Raw genomic sequence first — 17,033 nt, 5'->3', positions numbered from 1 at the left:
AGTGGCGCGGTGAAAACCCCGCTCTGGAAAAGCCGGTTCCGGCGGGATGGGGCCTGCCTTATTTCAGCCCATTCTGACCGGTTGGCGGCAAAAAATTTCCGGCACTGCGGATTCGGCCCAGCAGATTTTACCCCCTTCCGCCCTGACTGGCCGGGCGGAAGGGGGGATAAAGCTCAGACCCGCTCAAGCGCTTTGCGCAGCAGATCGGCCAGCAGCTGCGGCGCGGTCAGGAGCAGCGCCTCATTAAAGTCAAAGCGGCTGTTGTGCAGACTGCCCCGCTCCATCCCGGCCCCGAGCCAGAAATAGCAGCCCGGCCGGTCTTCGATCATGGTGCCGAAATCCTCGGCCACCATCGAGGCGGAGGGGGCCTCCTGCCAGATCAGATCGCCCGCAGATGCGCCGACCACCTCTGCAACCAGGGCGGTGGCTGCGGCATCATTGCGGGTCAGGTTAAAGACACGCGTCACTTCGGCGCTGACACTGATACCAAAACCGGCGGCAATCTCACGCGCCACGTCTTCCGCGATCACACCCGCCTGCTCGCCCTGTTCGGGACTGACAAAGCGGAACGAGGCCGAGGCGCCAAGCCGGTCGGGGATGATATTCGCTGCCGTCCCGCTGAGGTTGCGGGTAAAGGCGAAGGCGGTCCCCGCCAGCTCGGTGCGCATCCTTGCGTTCATCCGGGTGATCAGCGCCGCCAGCGCGCCATAGATATCATCCGAGAGCTGCGGCAGGGCAGCATGGCCGCCACGGCCGGTCAGGCTGAAACGGATCTCGCGGTAAGCGGCCATGATCGCGCCCGCCCTGGCGGACACCACTCCCACCGGCAGCTGCGGCCAGTTGTGATAGCCAAAGGTCAGCGCCGGATCGATTTCATCAAACAAGCCGTCGGCGATCATCCGGTCGGCGCCCTGGCCCAGCTCCTCGGCTGGCTGACAGATGAAATGCACCGGCCCGGGCAAAGGGCCAGCCGCCGCCAGCAGCTCGGCCGTGGCCAGCATCAGCGTCATATGGCCGTCATGGCCGCAGGCATGCATCCGGCCCGGATTCTGCGAAGCATAGGCGAGGCCCGTCTCCTCAGACTGGGGCAGAGCATCCATATCGGTACGCAAAGCCACGGCGCGCCCGGGCCCGCCGTGCAGCGTGGCGACAAAGCCGGTGCCGCCGATCGGGCGCGAGATCACACAGCCAAGCGCAGCCAGATGCGCCGCGAGGGTCTTTGCCGTCGCGACCTCGTCAAAGCCGATCTCGGGGGTCTGATGGAAGGCGCGGCGGATTGCGCAGAACCTGTCATGGTTCTGCGCCAGCCAGGCCAGCGCATCTTTGGCCTCGCGCATCTCAGCCCTCCAGTGCCGGGGCTGCCGCCTCGACGAAGCGTTTCACCCGGGCCGGATCGACCGGATTCCACCAGACCCCGCCCTCTTTCAGCGAAGAGGCAACGATAACGCCATTGGTCAGGCCGAGGATCTGCTGAATATTGCCTTCGCTGACCCCCGAGCCGACCAGCAGTGCCAGATGGGTGGCATCGCGGATGGTGCGGATCTCCTCAGGGGTTGCGGCATCGCCGGTACGCTGGCCGGTGGCGATCACCACATCGGCATCAAAGAAGGCCAGATCGCGGGTCAGCTCTTCGATGGTGCGGTCGGCGGTGATGGCATGGGCGCCGTGTTTGACATGGCTGTCAGCAAAAATCCGGATCTGGTCCTGACGCAGCCGGGCGCGGAAGCGCAGGGCCTCGCCAGCGCGGCCTTCGATAAAGCCTTCGTTCGCCACATAGCCATTGGCCCATTCGTTGACGCGGATAAACTGCGCCCCGCCCGAAGCCGCCACGGAAAGCGCCGGGATCGGCGCATTGGCCAGCACCGAGATCCCCAGCGGCACGTCAAATTCACGGCGGATCCGGTCGGTCACCACCGCCATGAAGGCCGCGGTTTCGCAGGTGATATCATCGGGCTTCAGGAACGGAATATCGCCGTGGTTTTCGATCATCAGCCCGTGGATGCCATTTGAGATCAGCGCTTCGGCATCGCGCAGGCAGGTGTCGTAAATCTCGGTCACCGGCTGGTCGCGATAGCGCGGCGCGCCGGGGAAAGGCGGGCAGTGGATCATGCCGATCAGCGCCTTGTCGCGCCCGAAAATGTCGCTTATCGCATTGGAAGGACGGTCAGAAATCGGTTGCATCAGCGGCCCCTTATATCAGTCACAGAGGTGGGTTTCATGGCGCAAGTTGTGGTGATTGGAAACATCGCTTCGGATGAAACCCTTGCGGTGGAAGCATTTCCCGCACCCGGTGCCTCGGTCGCTGGCGAGGCGATTTCCGAAGCTCTGGGCGGAAAGGGCGCAAACCAGGCCATCGTTATGGCCCGGGCGTTGCAGGGGGTGGCCGGGGTGCGGCTGGTGGCGGCAATCGGCCAGGACCGGCGCGGCGCAAAGCTGCGCACCGATCTGGAGGCTGAGCCGCTGACCGCCGATCTGATCCGCCGCGCGCTGCCCTCGGATCTTTCGGTCATCTTGCGGGATGCCAGCCGTGAGAATGCCATCATCACCACGCAAAGCTGCGCCCGCTCGCTGACGCCGCAAGAGGCGATCGCGGCCCTTGGCACCGCTGAGGTTCTGGTGCTGCAGGGCAATCTGCGGGCTGAAACCTCGCTGGCGGTGCTGCAGGCCGCCGCCGCCCAGGGCGTGTTGCGGGTGCTGAACCCTTCGCCGGTCGAGGGCTGCAGCGCAGAGATGCTTGCGCATTGCGATCTGCTGGTGGTCAATGAGGGCGAGGCCGCATATTTCGGCGGGGCCGAGCAGCTGTCCGCTGGCAAAACGCTGGTGCGCACACTCGGCGCGGCCGGGGCCGAGCTCTGGCGCGAGGGCCGGCGGATCGCAGCCGTGCCCGGGCGCGCGGCGCAGGTGCTGGACCCGACCGGGGCCGGAGACTGCTTCCTCGGCGCGCTGGTCGCCGCCATGCTCCGGCGCGGGGCGCGCGCGGTCGCCGCATCAGATCTGACGCTCGCCACCTGGGCGGCGGGGATCTGTGTTTCCCGTCTGGCCACGCAAAACGCCTTTCCGACAGCAGAAGAATTCCGGGCCGCTTTCGCAGCGTGAAAGGGCGCGCCGGTTGCCCGGCGCGCTGCTGTCATCAGTCGTTGGCCTCGAGCCAGGCGAACATATTCAGCCAGAGCTGCTTATAACCCTCCCAGGCGCAGAATTCCGGCGACAGCCAGTGCGGCGACATATCCGAGGTCCAGACCACCGAACGGCCCTTGCCGAATTTGCCTGCTGCCAGCAGCGGGTGACCGCCCTGATCGGCCGGTAGGGTGGCGACAAGCTCGGCGCCTTCTTTCAGCACCACCTCATTCACGCCCAGAACCGGCGGCCATGCATTCGGCATGTCTTTGACCAGCGGGTGGCTTGCATCGGTGATATGGGCCTGTGCGCCCTCGGGGATCTCGATCCGGTCATCCCAGGGATGGCATTTCACCGGCAGAACCTCTTCCACCGCGGTATTGCGCCAGCGGGCTTTGCCGTCGATGCCCTGGAAGGAGAAATAGCCCCCCGCCATGATCAGCTTGCCGCCTTCCTCAACCCAGTCTTTCAGCAGACGCAGGCGGTTCGGAGCGGTCTGGCTGTGGATCCAGACTTTTTGCGGCAAGAGGAAGGTCGAGGACCCGATATCGGAAATGATGATAATATCCCATTCCCGGATCCCTTCGATGGTGAAGGGGAAATCTTCCTGGGCCTCATGGGCCGGCATATGGGTGACTTCGTAATCCGTCCCCTTCATCGCATCCAGAAGCGGCTTGCAGCCCTTGTGGAAGGTCACGGAACCGAACTGGTCAAAGCCTTTGAAATGGGTCGAGGAAGAGACCCAGCTTTCGCCAACGAGAAGAACTTTTTTCGTCATTTTCACACCTTTCAATGTGCCGAGGCGGCAAAGCCTGCGTCAAAGACGCGACGGGGATTCACCACCATGAGACTGTCGACCAATGCCGGGTCGAGACCGAGCCGCTTCAGGCGCGGCAGGAAATGCGCATTCACGAAGCTATAGCCATTGCCACCGTAATGGCGCAGCATCACCTTCAGGAAAACGTCGTGCGAGAGCAGGATCTGGCGGCTGTAGCCCGCCTCGATCAGCCCCTGGATCGCCCGCGCGCAATCGGCGTCGGCCGGGCAGTCCACATCCTGATCGGCATAGTAGAACAGATTGCCGATCATGTCATATTCGATGAACGCGCCGCGGGCGGCGAGCTCGTGCTGATAGTTCCGGTCGGCCCAGGAGGGGTTCATATGGCACAGCACCGTATGTTTCAAATCCGCCCCTTCGGCCTCGCAGATATCAAGCACCTTATGGGCCAGGCGGAACCAGGCCGGCAGATGCACCATCAGCGGCAGGCCGGTGCGGGCCTGGGCCTGGGCGGCGCCGCGCAGGCTTTTCTCTTCGGCAGCGGTAAAATCAGAGCCGACGCCGATCTCACCGATCAGGCCGATCTTTGCCTCGGTGCCGTCCGTGCCGATCCTGGCCTCGGCCACGATCTGATCAGCAATATCCTGAACGCTGAGCTCATGGAAATAATCCGGCAGTGAGGTGCCGAGATAATAGCCCGAGCCCATGACGATATTCACCCCCGCCTCGCGCGAGATCCGCTGCAGCACCCGCGGATCTCGGCCGATGCCACGGCAGGTGGGATCAACCACCGAGCGCCCGCCAAGACGGGTGAAATAGCCCAGCTCCGCAGCCACGATCTCCGGCTCATTCAGCCCGAGATTGCTGCGGTTGACGAAAGGGTCCTGCAGCAGCTCGGAATAGATCGAGGGCGTGATCGGCGCATCGACCAGATACTGGCGCGCCGGATCTTCGGGCGGGTTCCACCAGCAGGAGCAGTCATTGTTCAGATGCTCATGCATCAGCGTCACGCCAAGACCGGCAGCGGGCATTGCGCCCGCCACCGTCATGACCAGACCCGAACCGACATGCGCTTCAGAGAGTTCTGACATGGATCAGCCCTTTTTGATCTTAAAGCCCGCGCCGAACAGCCGGGTGTTCATCCAGATTGCCACCAGAATGATCACGCCGGTGACGATCTGGGTCAGGAAGGGCGAGACATGCAGCAGGATCAGACCATTGCCGATGATCGAAATGGTCAGCGCGCCCAGAACCGTGCCAAGGATCGAGCCGCGCCCGCCCATCAGCGAGGTGCCGCCCAGAACCACGGCGGCAATCACCTGCATCTCAAAGCCGACGGCGGCATTCGATGAGCCCGAGCCGAGACGCGCGGCGATCAGCAGCCCGGCAATGGCGCAGGCAATGCCCGAGAACATATAGACCGAGCAGACCAGCCAGCGCGCGGGCATACCGACGCGGCGGGCCGCCTCAAGGTTCGAGCCGACAGCGACGACCTGGCGGCCATAGCGGGTGTTGCGCATCACGATCAGCGCCACCAGGGCAAAGATCATGGCGATGATGGCAGGCACCGGAATGCCCAGCAAAGTGCCGCGTCCCAGCCAGAAGAAGCCCGGCTGATCCTTGATCGGGATCGAATAGCCCTCGGTGATATAAAGCGCGATGCCGCGCAGGATCGACATGCCGGCGAGGGTGACGATGAAAGCGGCAATGCCCTGGAAGGAAATGAACCAGCCCTGCATCAGCCCGACCACAGCCCCGGCGAGGATCATCAGCACCGAGGTGGTGACCCAGTCAAAGCCATTGACCATCAGGATGGCGGCCAGGGCATTGATCAGCGCCACGATCGAGCCGACGGCAAGGTCGATCCCGGCGGTCATGATGACAAAGGTCATCGCCACGGCAACGATCAGCACCGGCGCGGCCTGGCGCAGCACGTTCAGCAGATTGCCCGAGGTCAGGAACGTATCCGAAAGGGCGGTGAAAAAGCCCATACAGACCAGAAAGAACAGCGAGATCGACAAAACCTGCGCATTGTCATTCAGCCATTCCACACCCTGGCTCTGCCTGGCGCGTTCGGTATAATTGGCCATCAATGCCCCCCGGTGATCAGTTTCACGACCTCATCGAGATCGGTCTCAGCGACCATGCGCTCGGCAATTTTCGTGCCTTCATACATGACGGCAATGCGGTCGCAGACGCGGAACACATCCTGCAGACGGTGGGTGATCAGCACCACGCCGACGCCCTTGGCCTTCACGCGGTTGATCAGGGCCAGAACCGCCTCGACCTCGGCCACGGCGAGCGCCGAGGTCGGCTCGTCCATGATCAGCACTTTGGGCTGGAACGAGGCGGCGCGGGCAATGGCGATGGCCTGACGCTGGCCGCCGGAAAGTTTTTCGACCCGGGCGGTCAGACGCGGAATGCGGATCTCAAGCGCTTCCAGCATTTCCTGGGCGCGGATCAGCATCGCTTTCTGATCGAGGAAGGGGCCTTTGGTCAGTTCGCGACCAAGGAAGAGATTGCCGACCACATCAATATGATCGCAGAGCGCCAGATCCTGGAACACCATCTCGATATTGCGCGAGCGGGCGTCATTGGGGTTGGCAAAGCGCACTTCCTCACCGGCAACGGTGATGGTGCCGCTGTCCGGAATATAGGTTCCGGAAATGACTTTCGACAAAGTCGATTTCCCGGCAGCATTATCGCCCAGAAGCGCCAGACATTCGCCGGGGCGAATATCGAGATCGACGCCTCGCAGCGCCTGATGAGAGCCGAAGGTCAGCCGGATATCGCGCAGCGAGACGAGAGGCTGGCCCGGGTTGGGGGGGATTGCTCCCCCCCGCTCGCTGCCAGAAGCAGTTGAACTCATTTGAACATGTCGCGGAACTGGTCCACGTTCTCTTTGGTGACGATGGTTGCGGGGACCGAGACCACTTTCTCGACGGTTTCACCGGCGACGATTTTGGCCAGCGATTCCACGGCGGCTTTGCCCATGCCCGCTGGATCTTGGTGCACGACACCGGCAACAAAGCCTGCATCAATGCCGTCGATCACGCCCGAGGTCAGATCCCAGCCATAGACTTTCACATCGCCGGTGCGGCCCTGGCTCTCGGTTGCGGCCACGGCGGCAACCATGGCCGGCTCGCCGGTGGCATAGATCGCATTCAGATCCGGATTGGCGGTCAGCAGGTTTTCTGCCGCGCCAAGCGCCACGTCCTGGACGTTCTGGCCATCGACATCACCGATCAGCGTGACCTTGTCGCCCGCCTTCAGCACCTCGACGAAAGCGTCTTTGCGGATGTTCTGAATGAACGAGTTCAGCGCCGCGACATTGCCGATTTTGATCTCGGATCCGGCATTCTGCTCGAGCACGAATTTCGCGAAATCAGCTGCGGTCTGCGCATTATCGACGCCAACCTGCACCGCCTGCGGGCCTTCGGGCAGGATTGCATCGATCGCGACCACCGGGATCCCGGCGGCACCGGCCTGTTCAATCGCCGGCATGATGCCGTTCACATCGATGGCCACAACGGCAATGCCGTCCACCTTCTGCTGGATGAAGGTCTCAATCGCCGAATTCTGCGCCTGGGGGTCATTATTCGCATTGAAAATGGTCAGCGTATCGCCCGATGCATCGGCAGCAGCCTGAGCGCCCTCATTGATCTGATTGAAGAACAGTGCCTGCTGATTGATCTGCACCAGCGCAAAGGTCTTGCCTTCGGCATAGGCGCCGGTTGCGGCAAAAACTGCGGCACTGGTGGTCAGAGCGAGCATAAGCGAGCGGGAAAGGGCGGGTTTCATGCATTAACCTCCTGTTGAATCGTTGCTTTTCGACGGGTGTGTGACGGAGGCAACGGAACTCCGTTCCACCAACGTGACTGGCAAAAGCGTGACGCGGCTGCGCGAGGCAGGGTCATTCCAGTCCGTATCCAGCAAAATCCTGACCGCCATCTCGCCCAGGGCCTCGACGGGCTGGCGGATGGCCGTCACCGGCGTCTCAAAGTAATCGAGAGGCAGGATATCATCGAAACTGATCAGCGAGATATCGCCCGGCACCGAAAGGCCACGGGCCTTCAGCTCATCGAGCGTGCCCATGACCATCTCATCCGACATCACAAAAATCGCCGATACCGGCAGGCCGCTGTCTAGGATCGCGGCACAGAGGCGCCGCCCCTCCTCCTGAGTATAGCCCTGACCGCATTTGCGCAGGATCTGCGCCTGTGCGCCAAAGCGGGCCTGAAGCGCGGTCTGAAAGCCGCGAAACCGCGCCGCGCCCGAATACATCTCATCGCCGGTGCCGATCACACCGACCACTTTATGGCCATGATCGGCGAGATGATCTGCCGCCATCGCGCCGCCGCCCTCATTGTCACAAAACAGCCGCGGCGCCTGGGCATGGGGCACATTTTCATCGAGCAGGACAACACGCCGCGCCGCAGTGATGCGCTTTTCCAGCGGCGCGACATCGGGGTGATTGGTCACGAAGATCAGCCCGTCGACATGGCGCTCGGAGACGCTGTCGAGATAGCGGCTCTCCCGGCCGGGCCGGTTCAGGGTCACCGCAATCTCCAGCTCCTGCTCGCGCTCAAAAGCGGCATTTTCCACCGCCGCCACCAGAGCCGAGAAGAACGGGGTTTTGATATCCGGCACCACCATGCGGATCACATCGGCGCGGCCGCGGCTCAGCGAACGGGCGAAGGGATTGGGGCTGTAATTCAGCTCCCGGATCGCCGTTTCAATGGCATCCCGGGTTGGCTGAGGCAGCGAAAGCGTTCCGTTCAGATAACGGGAAACAGTGGCCGATGAGACCCCCGCCTGCGCCGCAACCTGTTTCAGATTCGCCATATGCGCCCTCATTCACCCTGGTAAAGCGATTTACTAATGCGTGAGAGCCCCTTGTAAAGCGCTTTATCAGTCGCAAAATGCAGGTTAGCGCTATCATTATTGCGTATGCCTGAAATTTAGGCAGATTTTAACTGAAGCTGCTCAGCTTTTCGCATCGCCGCTCAGATGCGGCGCAAGACCGTCCTGCCACCCCGGCCTGCCAAGGCCCCGGAACACGACCTGCCCCCTGCGGGCCCCCCTGGTCTCAGGTGATATGCTGGGTGCCTTCGGGCAATCGGCGACGCTGACGGCGGCGGAGGTCGAGCACATAGCCCACCAGTTCGGCCACTGCCGCCCAGTGATCTTCCGGGATCGGCCGGTCGATCTCACAGACCGCATGCAATGCCCGGGCCAGTGGCGGGCTTTCCAGCACCGTCACCTCATGTTCCAGCGCCAGATCACGGATTTTCAGCGCCATAAGATCCATCCCCAGCGCTACACAGACCGGGGCCGGATCCACCCCGCGCTCATAGCGCAGCGCCACGGCATAATGGGTGGGGTTCATCACCACCAGCGTGGCTTTCGGCACCGTGTCGCGGATACGCTGACGCAGCCGGCTTTGCCGGATCTGCTGGCGCCGGGCGCGGATATGCGGATCGCCATCGCTGTCCTTGCTCTCATCGCGCTGTTCTTTCTTCGACATGCGCTGCTTTTTCAGCCATTCGCGGCGCTTGCGGAAAATGTCGAAAGCCAGGATCGGCAGCATCATCGCCACCACCCAGCCGAGGCCGGTGAAAGCAGTGGCACCGATCAGCCCGGGCAGCTGCTCGGGCAGCAGCACTGCCCCGGGCAGGATTGCCGAGATCGCCTGTTTCAGCGCGATCATCAGCAAGACCGCGATCAGCACCAGCTTTACCAGGCTTTTGAGAAATTCGATCAGATTTGAGACCGAGTAGATCCGCCTGATCCCCTGCATCGGGTTCAGCTTTGAGGCCTTTGGCTGCAGCCGTTTGGCGCTGACCGTAAAGGGGCCGCTCATCAGGATCGAGATCAGCGCCCCGGCCAGCAGAACGCCAAAGACCGGCAGCAAAATCTTTGCCACCCCGGTGGCAAAGCCCGCCATCACCGCGCGCAAATCCTGCACCCGCTCAATCTGCATCATCGGGGCCAGATCAAAAAGCAGGGCATTACTGACCATCGCCCCCGGCAGCATGGCGGGCAGAACCAGGGCCACGATCACGAAAAGCGCCAGAAAGCCGAGCGTATGCCCCGCCTCGCGTGAGGTCCAGCTGTCGCCCTCGGCCCGGGCCTTGCTGAGCTTTCGCTCAGAGGCCTCTTCGGTCTTGCTGTCTTTATCCTCTTCGCTCATGGCCGCAGCTCAAGGAAAAAGCGAGCAAAATCATCGCTGAACCAGGCGAGGATCGCCGGGGATGCCAGCATCAGCAGACCAAGCCCCAGCGCGATATTCACCGGACCGGCCACGAAAAACACCGGCATTGAGGGCATCACCCGGTTGGCCAGACCAAGGCCAAGGTTCAGCACCACCGCCAGCAGGAAGAAAGGCGCGCCCATCAGCGCCGCAATGTAAAAGCTGCGCGCCACCAGCCGGGCAATCTGGCCGGTCAGATCGCTCAGCGGCAGCCACCCGGCCGGGATAAGCTCATAGCTGAGAAACAGCCCGCGCAGCATCAGGTGATGGCTGTCGGTGGCAAAAAGCAGCGCCAGCCCGGCCATGGTCAGCAGCGAGGTGATGGCGGTCGAGCCCTCATAGCCGGTATCCCCCGCCGCCAGCGCACTCGAGAGCGAGGTGACATTGGCGATGAAAGCACCAAGCGCCTGCAGCGCCGCGAACAGGATACGCGCGCCCGCCCCGATATAAAGGCCGATCAGCGCCTCGCGTGCCAGCAGCAGCGCCAGCTGAGCGGTCTGTTCGGGCGGGGTGACCGGGATCGCCGGCATCAGCCCCAGCGACAGGATCAGCCCCAGCGCCAGCCGGTGCCGCCCCGGGATCCGCATCTCGCCGAGGCCGGGCAAAAAGATCAGCGCCGTGCCGATCCGCGCAAAGGCGATCAGCACCGCCGCGATCTGGGTCTGGACGAGCAGTTCCACCAGGGCCCCGGCTTACGGCCCGATGGTGCCGACGGTGCGCAGCCGGGCCTTGCGATGAATCTCATTATGCGAAATCACCTGGGTCATCGGACTGACCCGCTCGATCATAGAGCGCACGATCGGCCGGATCTCAGGCGCGACCAGCAGGGCTGGCCATTCGTCATTCTGCGCGAATTTATGCAGCTCGGCCCGGGCCTGGGCCACAAAATCCTGCACCCGCGCCGGGGCCATCAGGAAGCTGACCTCATCACCCTGCACCCGGGTCGACTGGGTGAATTCCGCCTCCCAGCCGCCGCCCGGCACGACGATGCGCATAAAGCCATCCTCGCCCTCCAGAGCATTGCAGATCTGGCTGGCGAGGCGTTTTCGCACATGTTCAGTGATAAAGGTCAGGTTTTTTGACGCCGCTGCCGCCTCGGCCACCGCCTCACAGATCAGCGGAAGATTGCGGATCGACAGGCGCTCGCCCAGAAGGTTCTGCAGCACATGCTGGGTCAGGATCACCGGCGAAGGGTTCGGGATATCAGAGACCAGCTTCTGATAATCGCGGTCCAGGCCTTTGATCAGCTCCTGGGTGGCGCCATAGGTCAGCATTTCCGGCAGATGCTCTTTGATCGCCTCGGTCATATGGGTGATGATCACGCTCTCACCATCGACCACCGTCAGGCCGCGCGCCTCGGCCTGGGGCACCTGGGCCGCATTCACCCAGAAAGCGCTGAGCCCGAAGGTCGGCTCTTTCACCCTTGTGCCCGGAATATCCGCTGCCTCATTGGCCGGATCAATCACCAGCCGCATCGCCGGGCGCAGCTCACCACGGGCAATCTCGACCCCCTGGATCACCAGCGCATAGGACATGGCCGGCAAAGCGGAATTATCCTTGATCCGCACCGGCGGCAGCAGGAAACCATATTCGGTGGCAAAGAGATTGCGCAGCGATTTGACCTTGCCAGGCAGCGCCGCATCGGGCGAGCCGATCAGTGGCACCAGCGCCGCGCCGAGCTCAAGGCGCAGCGTATCGATCTTCAGCAGATCGGCCGGATCCTCGGCCGCTTCGGCGGCCTCGCTGGCGCTCACCGCCGCCTCACGCGCCGCATCGGCCTTGTCATCGGCTTTCGCTTTATCGATCCACCAGCCCGTCGCCGCCAGCCCGGCGGCCAGGGCCGCGAACAGCAGCAGCGGAAAGCCCGGCAGCAGACCAAAACCAAAGACGATCACCGCCGTCATATAAAGCGCGCGGGAAGAGGCCCCGAGCTGGCCGATCACCGCCTCGGAGGCCGCGCCTTCGGTGCCACCTTTGGTGACGATCAGACCGGCCGCCAGCGAAACGATCAGTGCCGGGATCTGACTGACGAGGCCATCGCCGATGGTCAGCACGGTGTAATTCTGCAAAGCGGTGGCAATCGGCAGATCATGACGCAACAGCCCGATCAGAATGCCGCCGACAATATTGATCAGGGTGATGATGATCCCGGCAACCGCATCGCCGCGCACGAATTTCGCCGCCCCATCCATCGCGCCGAAAAAGCCGCTTTCCTGCTCGACCTCTTTGCGCCGCGCCCGGGCCTCGGCATCATCAATCACCCCCGCACCCAGATCGGCATCAATCGCCATCTGCTTGCCGGGCATCGCATCCAGCGAGAACCGGGCCGAAACCTCGGCGATCCGGGTCGAGCCCTTGGTGATCACCACGAAATTTACCGTGACGAGAATGATGAAAATCACCGTGCCGATGATGTAATCGCCGCCCACGACAAACTGCGCGATCCCCTCGATCACATGACCGGCGGCATCGGATCCGGTCTGGCCCTCGGACAGGATCAGGCGCGATGAGGCGATGTTCAGCGCCAGCCGCATCATCGTCACCACCAGCAGCAGCGTCGGGAAAGAGTTGAACTCAAGCGGCTTTTTCACCCAGAGCGCCACCATCAGCACCAGCACTGACACCGCAAAAGACAAAGCGAGACCCAGATCGAGCAGCACAGGCGGCAGCGGCACGAACAGCACCGCCAGGATCGCCATCACGCCAAGCGCAAAACCGATATCGCGATTGCCGGCACGGCTGCCAAAGCCGTCGAGCCAGGAAGCGGCGGCGGGTTTGCGGGGGGAAAGCGCCATGTTCAGGCCTCCGGCGGCAGAAAGTCAGGGAGGACGGGCTGCAGATCCTCGGCCGAGTAAAGCGTGCGGTGGGCCCCCTCCTCACCAGCGATCCCCGCGCCCCAGATCGCGCCCTCGGTGCGATAGGCCGGGGCGGCGGGCGCGTACCAGTCCTCGGCAAAATCATCGCTGCCCCCGCCATAGGCGAGGGCCGTCAGCTGCGTCAGCCGCCTGGCCACCACCTGCTGATTGCGCTGCAATCCGGCCAGATAGACCGCCTGGGGCGCAGAAGAACGCGAGTGATAGCGCCCGGCGGCGGTTTGCCAGTCGCCACTTTCCTCAAACAACAGCCGCAAAAAGCGCGCCGCGTAATCGGTATTCACCCCGGCATCAAAGCCCTGGGCGGGGCTGGTAAAGGCCTCAGGGTGCCAGCGCAGATTGATCTGCAGGCAGCCGACATCAATCGAATCGACGCCCTCGGCCTGTTTACGGGTGACAAAGGCCAGAGCCTCGGACCGGCTGGAAAAACGCCGCCCCTCACCGGCGGCATTCACCGACCAGGGCCAGACCGTCAGCCCCTCCGGGCTTTGCCAGCCCGCCTCCTGCAGGCCAAGCGCCAGCAACAGGTGATCGGGAATGCCATAGCGCTGTTCGGCGTCGAGAATGGCGGCGATACATTGCCCGGCCCCCGAGCCGCCCTCATCGCCTGCGCGCGGCGCGACATAGCGGGTCGGATCCTCAGGCTCGGGCTTGAGCCATTCCCAGGCCCTGCCCGGCTGCGGCAAAATCAGCGCCAGTGTCAGCCCCAATATCTGGCCGAAGGCAGGAACAGCTCTCATATCGGGCCATTGGTGATCAGATCAAACACCTGATCCGACAGGCCCTGCAGGGTCATGAAGATGAAGGGCAGCGACAATCCCAGCACGATCAGGATCGCCAGGATTTTCGGCACGAAGGTCAGGGTCATTTCCTGGATCTGCGTCAGCGCCTGAAAGAACGAGATCGCCAGCCCCACCGCCAGCGCCACCAGCAGCACCGGCGCGCTGGCCGTCAGGATCACCCGCAGCGTCAGGGTGATCAGCTGATGAACATCGCCCTGCCCCATGATCAGACGCTCATCCGCATGACTTCCTGATAGGCCTCAACCACGCGGTCACGCAAAGCCACCGTCACCTTCAGCGCCGATTCCATCGCCAGGGTCGCCTCGACCACTTTCTGCATCGGCATCTGGCCCTGCAGACCGGCCAGGGCCGCCGCTTCCCCGGCACGGATGGTCTGCACCGACTGCGTCGCCGTCTGGCTCAGCAGATCCTGGAACGAGGGGCGGGCCGGGCTTTCCAGCGCGGCCATTTTCGGCGTATCGGCAACCGCAAGCTTACGGGCCGACTGATAGGCCCGGGAAACCCCGCCGGCAGAAAAACCAGTTTCCATGTCGGATTATCCCAGCAGATCAAGCAGCTGAGACCGCATCCGGCGTCCGGTCTCGATCATATTCAGATTGGCCTCATAGCTGCGCGAGGCCTCGCGCATATTCGCCATTTCGATCAGCGGGTTCACATTGGGGCGTTTCACATAGCCATTGGCATCGGCAGCCGGATGCGAGGGATCATGGCTCAGGCGAAAGGCCGAGCTGTCCTCGCCGATCCGGGCGGCACCGGGGGTGGTGCTGCCGGTCTGCGGATCGAGCAGGCTGTCAAAGCTGATCGTCTTGCGCCGGTAGGGATCCCCGCCCGGCGTCGAAGCCGTGCTTTCGGCATTGGCCAGGTTTTCCGACACCACCCGCAGCCGTTCAGACTGCGCGCGCAGACCGGCCTGGGCGGTGGCCCCAATCGCCTTCAGCGGATCATTCATCTGCAGCCCCGTGCTTATTTCTTGCCAACGGCAAGCGAGATCAGCTCATGACCCTTGCCATAGAGCCGGGCCGCAAGGCGGTGACTGCTCTCGGTCTCACCGGCCAGCAGCGCCTGTTCTTCCAGCACCACCCGGTTGCCATCGGGAGACTGATCCCAGCTCATCGGGGTTTCGCGCAGCTCAAGCGTGCCACTGCTGAGAAAATCCTCAAAGGACGAGACATCGCGGGCCCGGTACTCCGGGGTATCGGCATTGGCGATATTCGCCGCCACCACTTTCTGGCGACTGGCCAGCCAGTCCATCCGCGCCGAGGCCAGGGCGAAGAAACCCGGGCCGGATCTGGCATCTGTCTCAAAGCTCATCTGGTTAATCCTTGCGTTTAATGATATTTATACTTTCTATTCATTGGCTGGCAAGTGTTAATCGGGTATTAACCCCCCGGGCCAGTCGCGCCCCGACAACAGCGAGTGAGCCCTATGCATTCTGCCCCCGCCCTTGCCGGCCGCAGCCTCCTCGCCGGGGCGGAAACCGCCTGCCGCAGGCTTCCGGCCCGGCGGATCGAGGGGCGGGTGCTCAGCATCAGCGGCATGGAACTACGGGCCGGCGGACTGCGCCTCGCCGCCTCGCTGGGCGATCATGTGCTGGTCGGCGGGCGGGTGCGCGGCGAGGTGGTCGGCATTCGTGAAAAAGATGTGCAGATCCTGCCCTTCGGCGCCTGGGAGGGGGTAGCGGCTGGTATGCCGGTGCAGCTTTTGCCCGAGGCCCGGGTGATCCGCCCCGATCTCTCCTGGCTGGGGCGGGTGATTGATCCTTTTGCCGAACCGCTGGACAATCTGCCGCTGGCCGAGGGCACCGGCTGCTACCCGATCCGCGCCGCGGCGCTGCCCGCGTTTGAGCGCCGCCCGGTTGGCACCAAACTGGAAACCGGCATCAAGGCTTTCGACATTTTCACCCCGATCTGCCGCGGTCAGCGTATGGGGGTCTTCGCAGGCTCAGGTGTGGGGAAATCAACGCTGATGGCCATGCTGGCCCGCCAGAGCGATGCCGAGGTCATCGTTATGGGCCTCGTCGGCGAGCGCGGACGCGAGGTGCAGAATTTCATCCAGCGCGACCTTGGCCCCGAGGGCATGGCGCGCAGCTGCCTGATCGTCGCCACCTCAGACCTGCCGCCGCTCAGCCGCCGTCAGGCGGCCTGGACTGCCACGGCTGTGGCCGAATATTTCCGCGATCAGGGCAAACAGGTGCTGCTGATGCTCGATTCCGTGACCCGCTTTGCCATGGCACAGCGCGAGATCGGCCTTTCCGCCGGAGAGCCCCCGGCGACGCGCGGCTATACCCCCACGGTTTTCGCCGAACTGCCCAAACTGCTCGAACGCTCCGGGCCGGGCAGCGGCAGCAAGGGCGATATCACCGCGATCTACACCGTGCTGGTCGATGGCGATGATATGAACGAGCCGGTGGCCGATGCCGTGCGCGGCATCCTCGACGGCCATGTCATTCTTGACCGCCGCATTGCCGAGAATGGCCGCTATCCGGCGATCCATATTCTGCGCTCGGTCTCGCGGATGCTGCCGCAGTGCCACATGCCGGTCGAGCAGAAGATCATGACCACGGCCCGCCGTGCCCTGGCGCGATATGCCGATGTCGAGGATCTGGCACGGATCGGCGCCTATCGCCCCGGGACGGATCCGGAAACCGACAGCGCCCTGGCCTTTGCCAGGACCGCCGAGACCTTCCTGCGGCAGGGCCATGATGAAAAACTCTCGTCAGCCGAAGGCTTTGCCGCGCTTTACGGCCTGCTGCTGGAGGCGGGCTATAAGATTGATCTGGGCGAAGATCTCAGCCCTGGTGCCTGAACCGGGCCGAGGTCATATCTTCCAGCTGCGCCTCAGCCCGGCGCGCGCGCTCTGTGGCAATCTCTTCCTGCAGCCGCTCTGACAGCATCTCCCAGCTGCGCCCGGCGGTGTAATGCTGCATCACCTGATCGCGCAGCCCGTCGATTTTTCCACTGAGCTGCTGGCAGGTCGCCTGCTCGCGCCCCTGTTCACGGCGCAGGGTGGCCATGAAGCGGCCCAGATAGGGCAAAGCCTCGGGAGAGCTGACCCGCGCCTCACGCGCCGCGCGCTCGCCCAGGGCCTGGATCCGCGCCTCCGAGGCGGCGCGCGCCCCCTGAGCCTCGCTCAGCGCGCGCGACAGGCTCTGCAGCGCCCGGCTCTCGATCTGTTGCAGCGTCGAAAGGGCCTTCAGCCTTGGCGTCATG

At 63.4% G+C, this 17,033-nt stretch carries 19 protein-coding genes; 2 read left to right on the top strand and 17 right to left on the bottom strand.

Annotated features, from left to right (window positions below; genetic code table 11):
• Positions 1–173 precede the first annotated feature (173 nt).
• Positions 174–1,337 (bottom strand): M20 metallopeptidase family protein, encoded by a 1,164-nt coding sequence (locus H0485_RS12905; RefSeq protein WP_226936187.1) that lies wholly within the window; start codon positions 1,335–1,337, stop codon positions 174–176.
• Between the two features lies 1 nt (position 1,338).
• A complete protein-coding gene (locus tag H0485_RS12900; RefSeq protein WP_226936186.1) occupies positions 1,339–2,181 on the bottom strand; it encodes a BtpA/SgcQ family protein in 843 nt (280 codons plus the stop codon).
• A 36-nt stretch (positions 2,182–2,217) separates the two neighbouring features.
• On the opposite strand from H0485_RS12900, the gene H0485_RS12895 reads away from it, so the two are divergent.
• Positions 2,218–3,096, top strand: a complete 879-nt coding sequence (locus H0485_RS12895; RefSeq protein ID WP_226936185.1) for a PfkB family carbohydrate kinase — start codon at positions 2,218–2,220, stop codon at positions 3,094–3,096.
• Positions 3,097–3,130: 34 nt separating this feature from the next.
• Here the strand turns inward: H0485_RS12895 and H0485_RS12890 are convergent, their stop codons facing one another.
• The 14 genes from H0485_RS12890 to H0485_RS12825 all read right to left on the bottom strand — a co-directional run bounded on the left by H0485_RS12890 (position 3,131) and on the right by H0485_RS12825 (position 15,135).
• A complete protein-coding gene (locus tag H0485_RS12890) occupies positions 3,131–3,895 on the bottom strand; it encodes a glutamine amidotransferase (RefSeq protein ID WP_226936184.1) in 765 nt (254 codons plus the stop codon).
• A gap of 11 nt (positions 3,896–3,906) precedes the next feature.
• Complete coding sequence (locus H0485_RS12885) at positions 3,907–4,986, bottom strand: phosphotriesterase family protein (RefSeq protein ID WP_226936182.1); 1,080 nt, start codon at positions 4,984–4,986, stop codon at positions 3,907–3,909.
• Positions 4,987–4,989: 3 nt separating this feature from the next.
• A complete protein-coding gene (locus tag H0485_RS12880) occupies positions 4,990–5,985 on the bottom strand; it encodes an ABC transporter permease (protein ID WP_226936180.1) in 996 nt (331 codons plus the stop codon).
• On the bottom strand, positions 5,985–6,764 hold the full coding sequence (locus H0485_RS12875; protein ID WP_226936178.1) for an ATP-binding cassette domain-containing protein: 780 nt from the start codon (positions 6,762–6,764) through the stop codon (positions 5,985–5,987). Before H0485_RS12875 ends, H0485_RS12880 begins: the two co-directional genes overlap by 1 nt.
• Positions 6,761–7,696, bottom strand: a complete 936-nt coding sequence (locus H0485_RS12870) for a substrate-binding domain-containing protein (protein WP_226936175.1) — start codon at positions 7,694–7,696, stop codon at positions 6,761–6,763. Before H0485_RS12870 ends, H0485_RS12875 begins: the two co-directional genes overlap by 4 nt.
• A 3-nt stretch (positions 7,697–7,699) precedes the next feature.
• The gene (locus tag H0485_RS12865; protein ID WP_226936174.1) at positions 7,700–8,740 is read right to left on the bottom strand and encodes a LacI family DNA-binding transcriptional regulator; all 1,041 of its coding nucleotides are present in this window, start codon (positions 8,738–8,740) and stop codon (positions 7,700–7,702) included.
• Positions 8,741–8,984: 244 nt separating this feature from the next.
• A complete protein-coding gene (locus H0485_RS12860; RefSeq protein ID WP_226936172.1) occupies positions 8,985–10,088 on the bottom strand; it encodes an EscU/YscU/HrcU family type III secretion system export apparatus switch protein in 1,104 nt (367 codons plus the stop codon).
• The gene (locus H0485_RS12855; protein WP_226936170.1) at positions 10,085–10,828 is read right to left on the bottom strand and encodes a flagellar biosynthetic protein FliR; all 744 of its coding nucleotides are present in this window, start codon (positions 10,826–10,828) and stop codon (positions 10,085–10,087) included. Before H0485_RS12855 ends, H0485_RS12860 begins: the two co-directional genes overlap by 4 nt.
• Before the next feature lie 12 nt (positions 10,829–10,840).
• Positions 10,841–12,943, bottom strand: a complete 2,103-nt coding sequence (gene flhA / locus H0485_RS12850) for a flagellar biosynthesis protein FlhA (RefSeq protein ID WP_226936168.1) — start codon at positions 12,941–12,943, stop codon at positions 10,841–10,843.
• A gap of 2 nt (positions 12,944–12,945) precedes the next feature.
• A complete protein-coding gene (locus tag H0485_RS12845; protein WP_226936167.1) occupies positions 12,946–13,761 on the bottom strand; it encodes a lysozyme family protein in 816 nt (271 codons plus the stop codon).
• The gene (locus H0485_RS12840) at positions 13,758–14,027 is read right to left on the bottom strand and encodes a flagellar biosynthetic protein FliQ (protein WP_226936165.1); all 270 of its coding nucleotides are present in this window, start codon (positions 14,025–14,027) and stop codon (positions 13,758–13,760) included. The genes H0485_RS12845 and H0485_RS12840 overlap by 4 nt, the downstream gene beginning before the upstream one ends.
• 2 nt (positions 14,028–14,029) lie before the next feature.
• Positions 14,030–14,353 (bottom strand): flagellar hook-basal body complex protein FliE, encoded by a 324-nt coding sequence (fliE, locus tag H0485_RS12835; RefSeq protein ID WP_226936163.1) that lies wholly within the window; start codon positions 14,351–14,353, stop codon positions 14,030–14,032.
• A gap of 6 nt (positions 14,354–14,359) precedes the next feature.
• Entirely contained in the window at positions 14,360–14,773 is a 414-nt protein-coding gene (gene flgC / locus H0485_RS12830; protein ID WP_226936161.1) for a flagellar basal body rod protein FlgC, read from the bottom strand.
• 14 nt (positions 14,774–14,787) lie between these two features.
• Positions 14,788–15,135, bottom strand: a complete 348-nt coding sequence (locus H0485_RS12825; protein WP_226936159.1) for a flagellar basal body protein — start codon at positions 15,133–15,135, stop codon at positions 14,788–14,790.
• Between the two features lie 114 nt (positions 15,136–15,249).
• Here H0485_RS12825 and H0485_RS12820 point away from each other — a divergent pair, with 114 nt between their 5' ends.
• Positions 15,250–16,629: a FliI/YscN family ATPase gene (locus tag H0485_RS12820; protein ID WP_226936157.1), complete on the top strand. Its 1,380-nt coding sequence runs from the start codon at positions 15,250–15,252 to the stop codon at positions 16,627–16,629.
• Here the strand turns inward: H0485_RS12820 and H0485_RS12815 are convergent.
• Entirely contained in the window at positions 16,613–17,032 is a 420-nt protein-coding gene (locus tag H0485_RS12815; protein ID WP_226936155.1) for a hypothetical protein, read from the bottom strand. The genes H0485_RS12820 and H0485_RS12815 overlap by 17 nt on opposite strands.
• Position 17,033: the final 1 nt, after the last annotated feature.

Origin of the sequence: Pseudogemmobacter faecipullorum, assembly GCF_020539525.1 — a bacterium.
GTDB lineage: Bacteria > Pseudomonadota > Alphaproteobacteria > Rhodobacterales > Rhodobacteraceae > Pseudogemmobacter > Pseudogemmobacter faecipullorum.
Note: the sequence above shows the minus strand (reverse complement) of the source record. Positions and strands in the feature narration are given on the sequence as shown.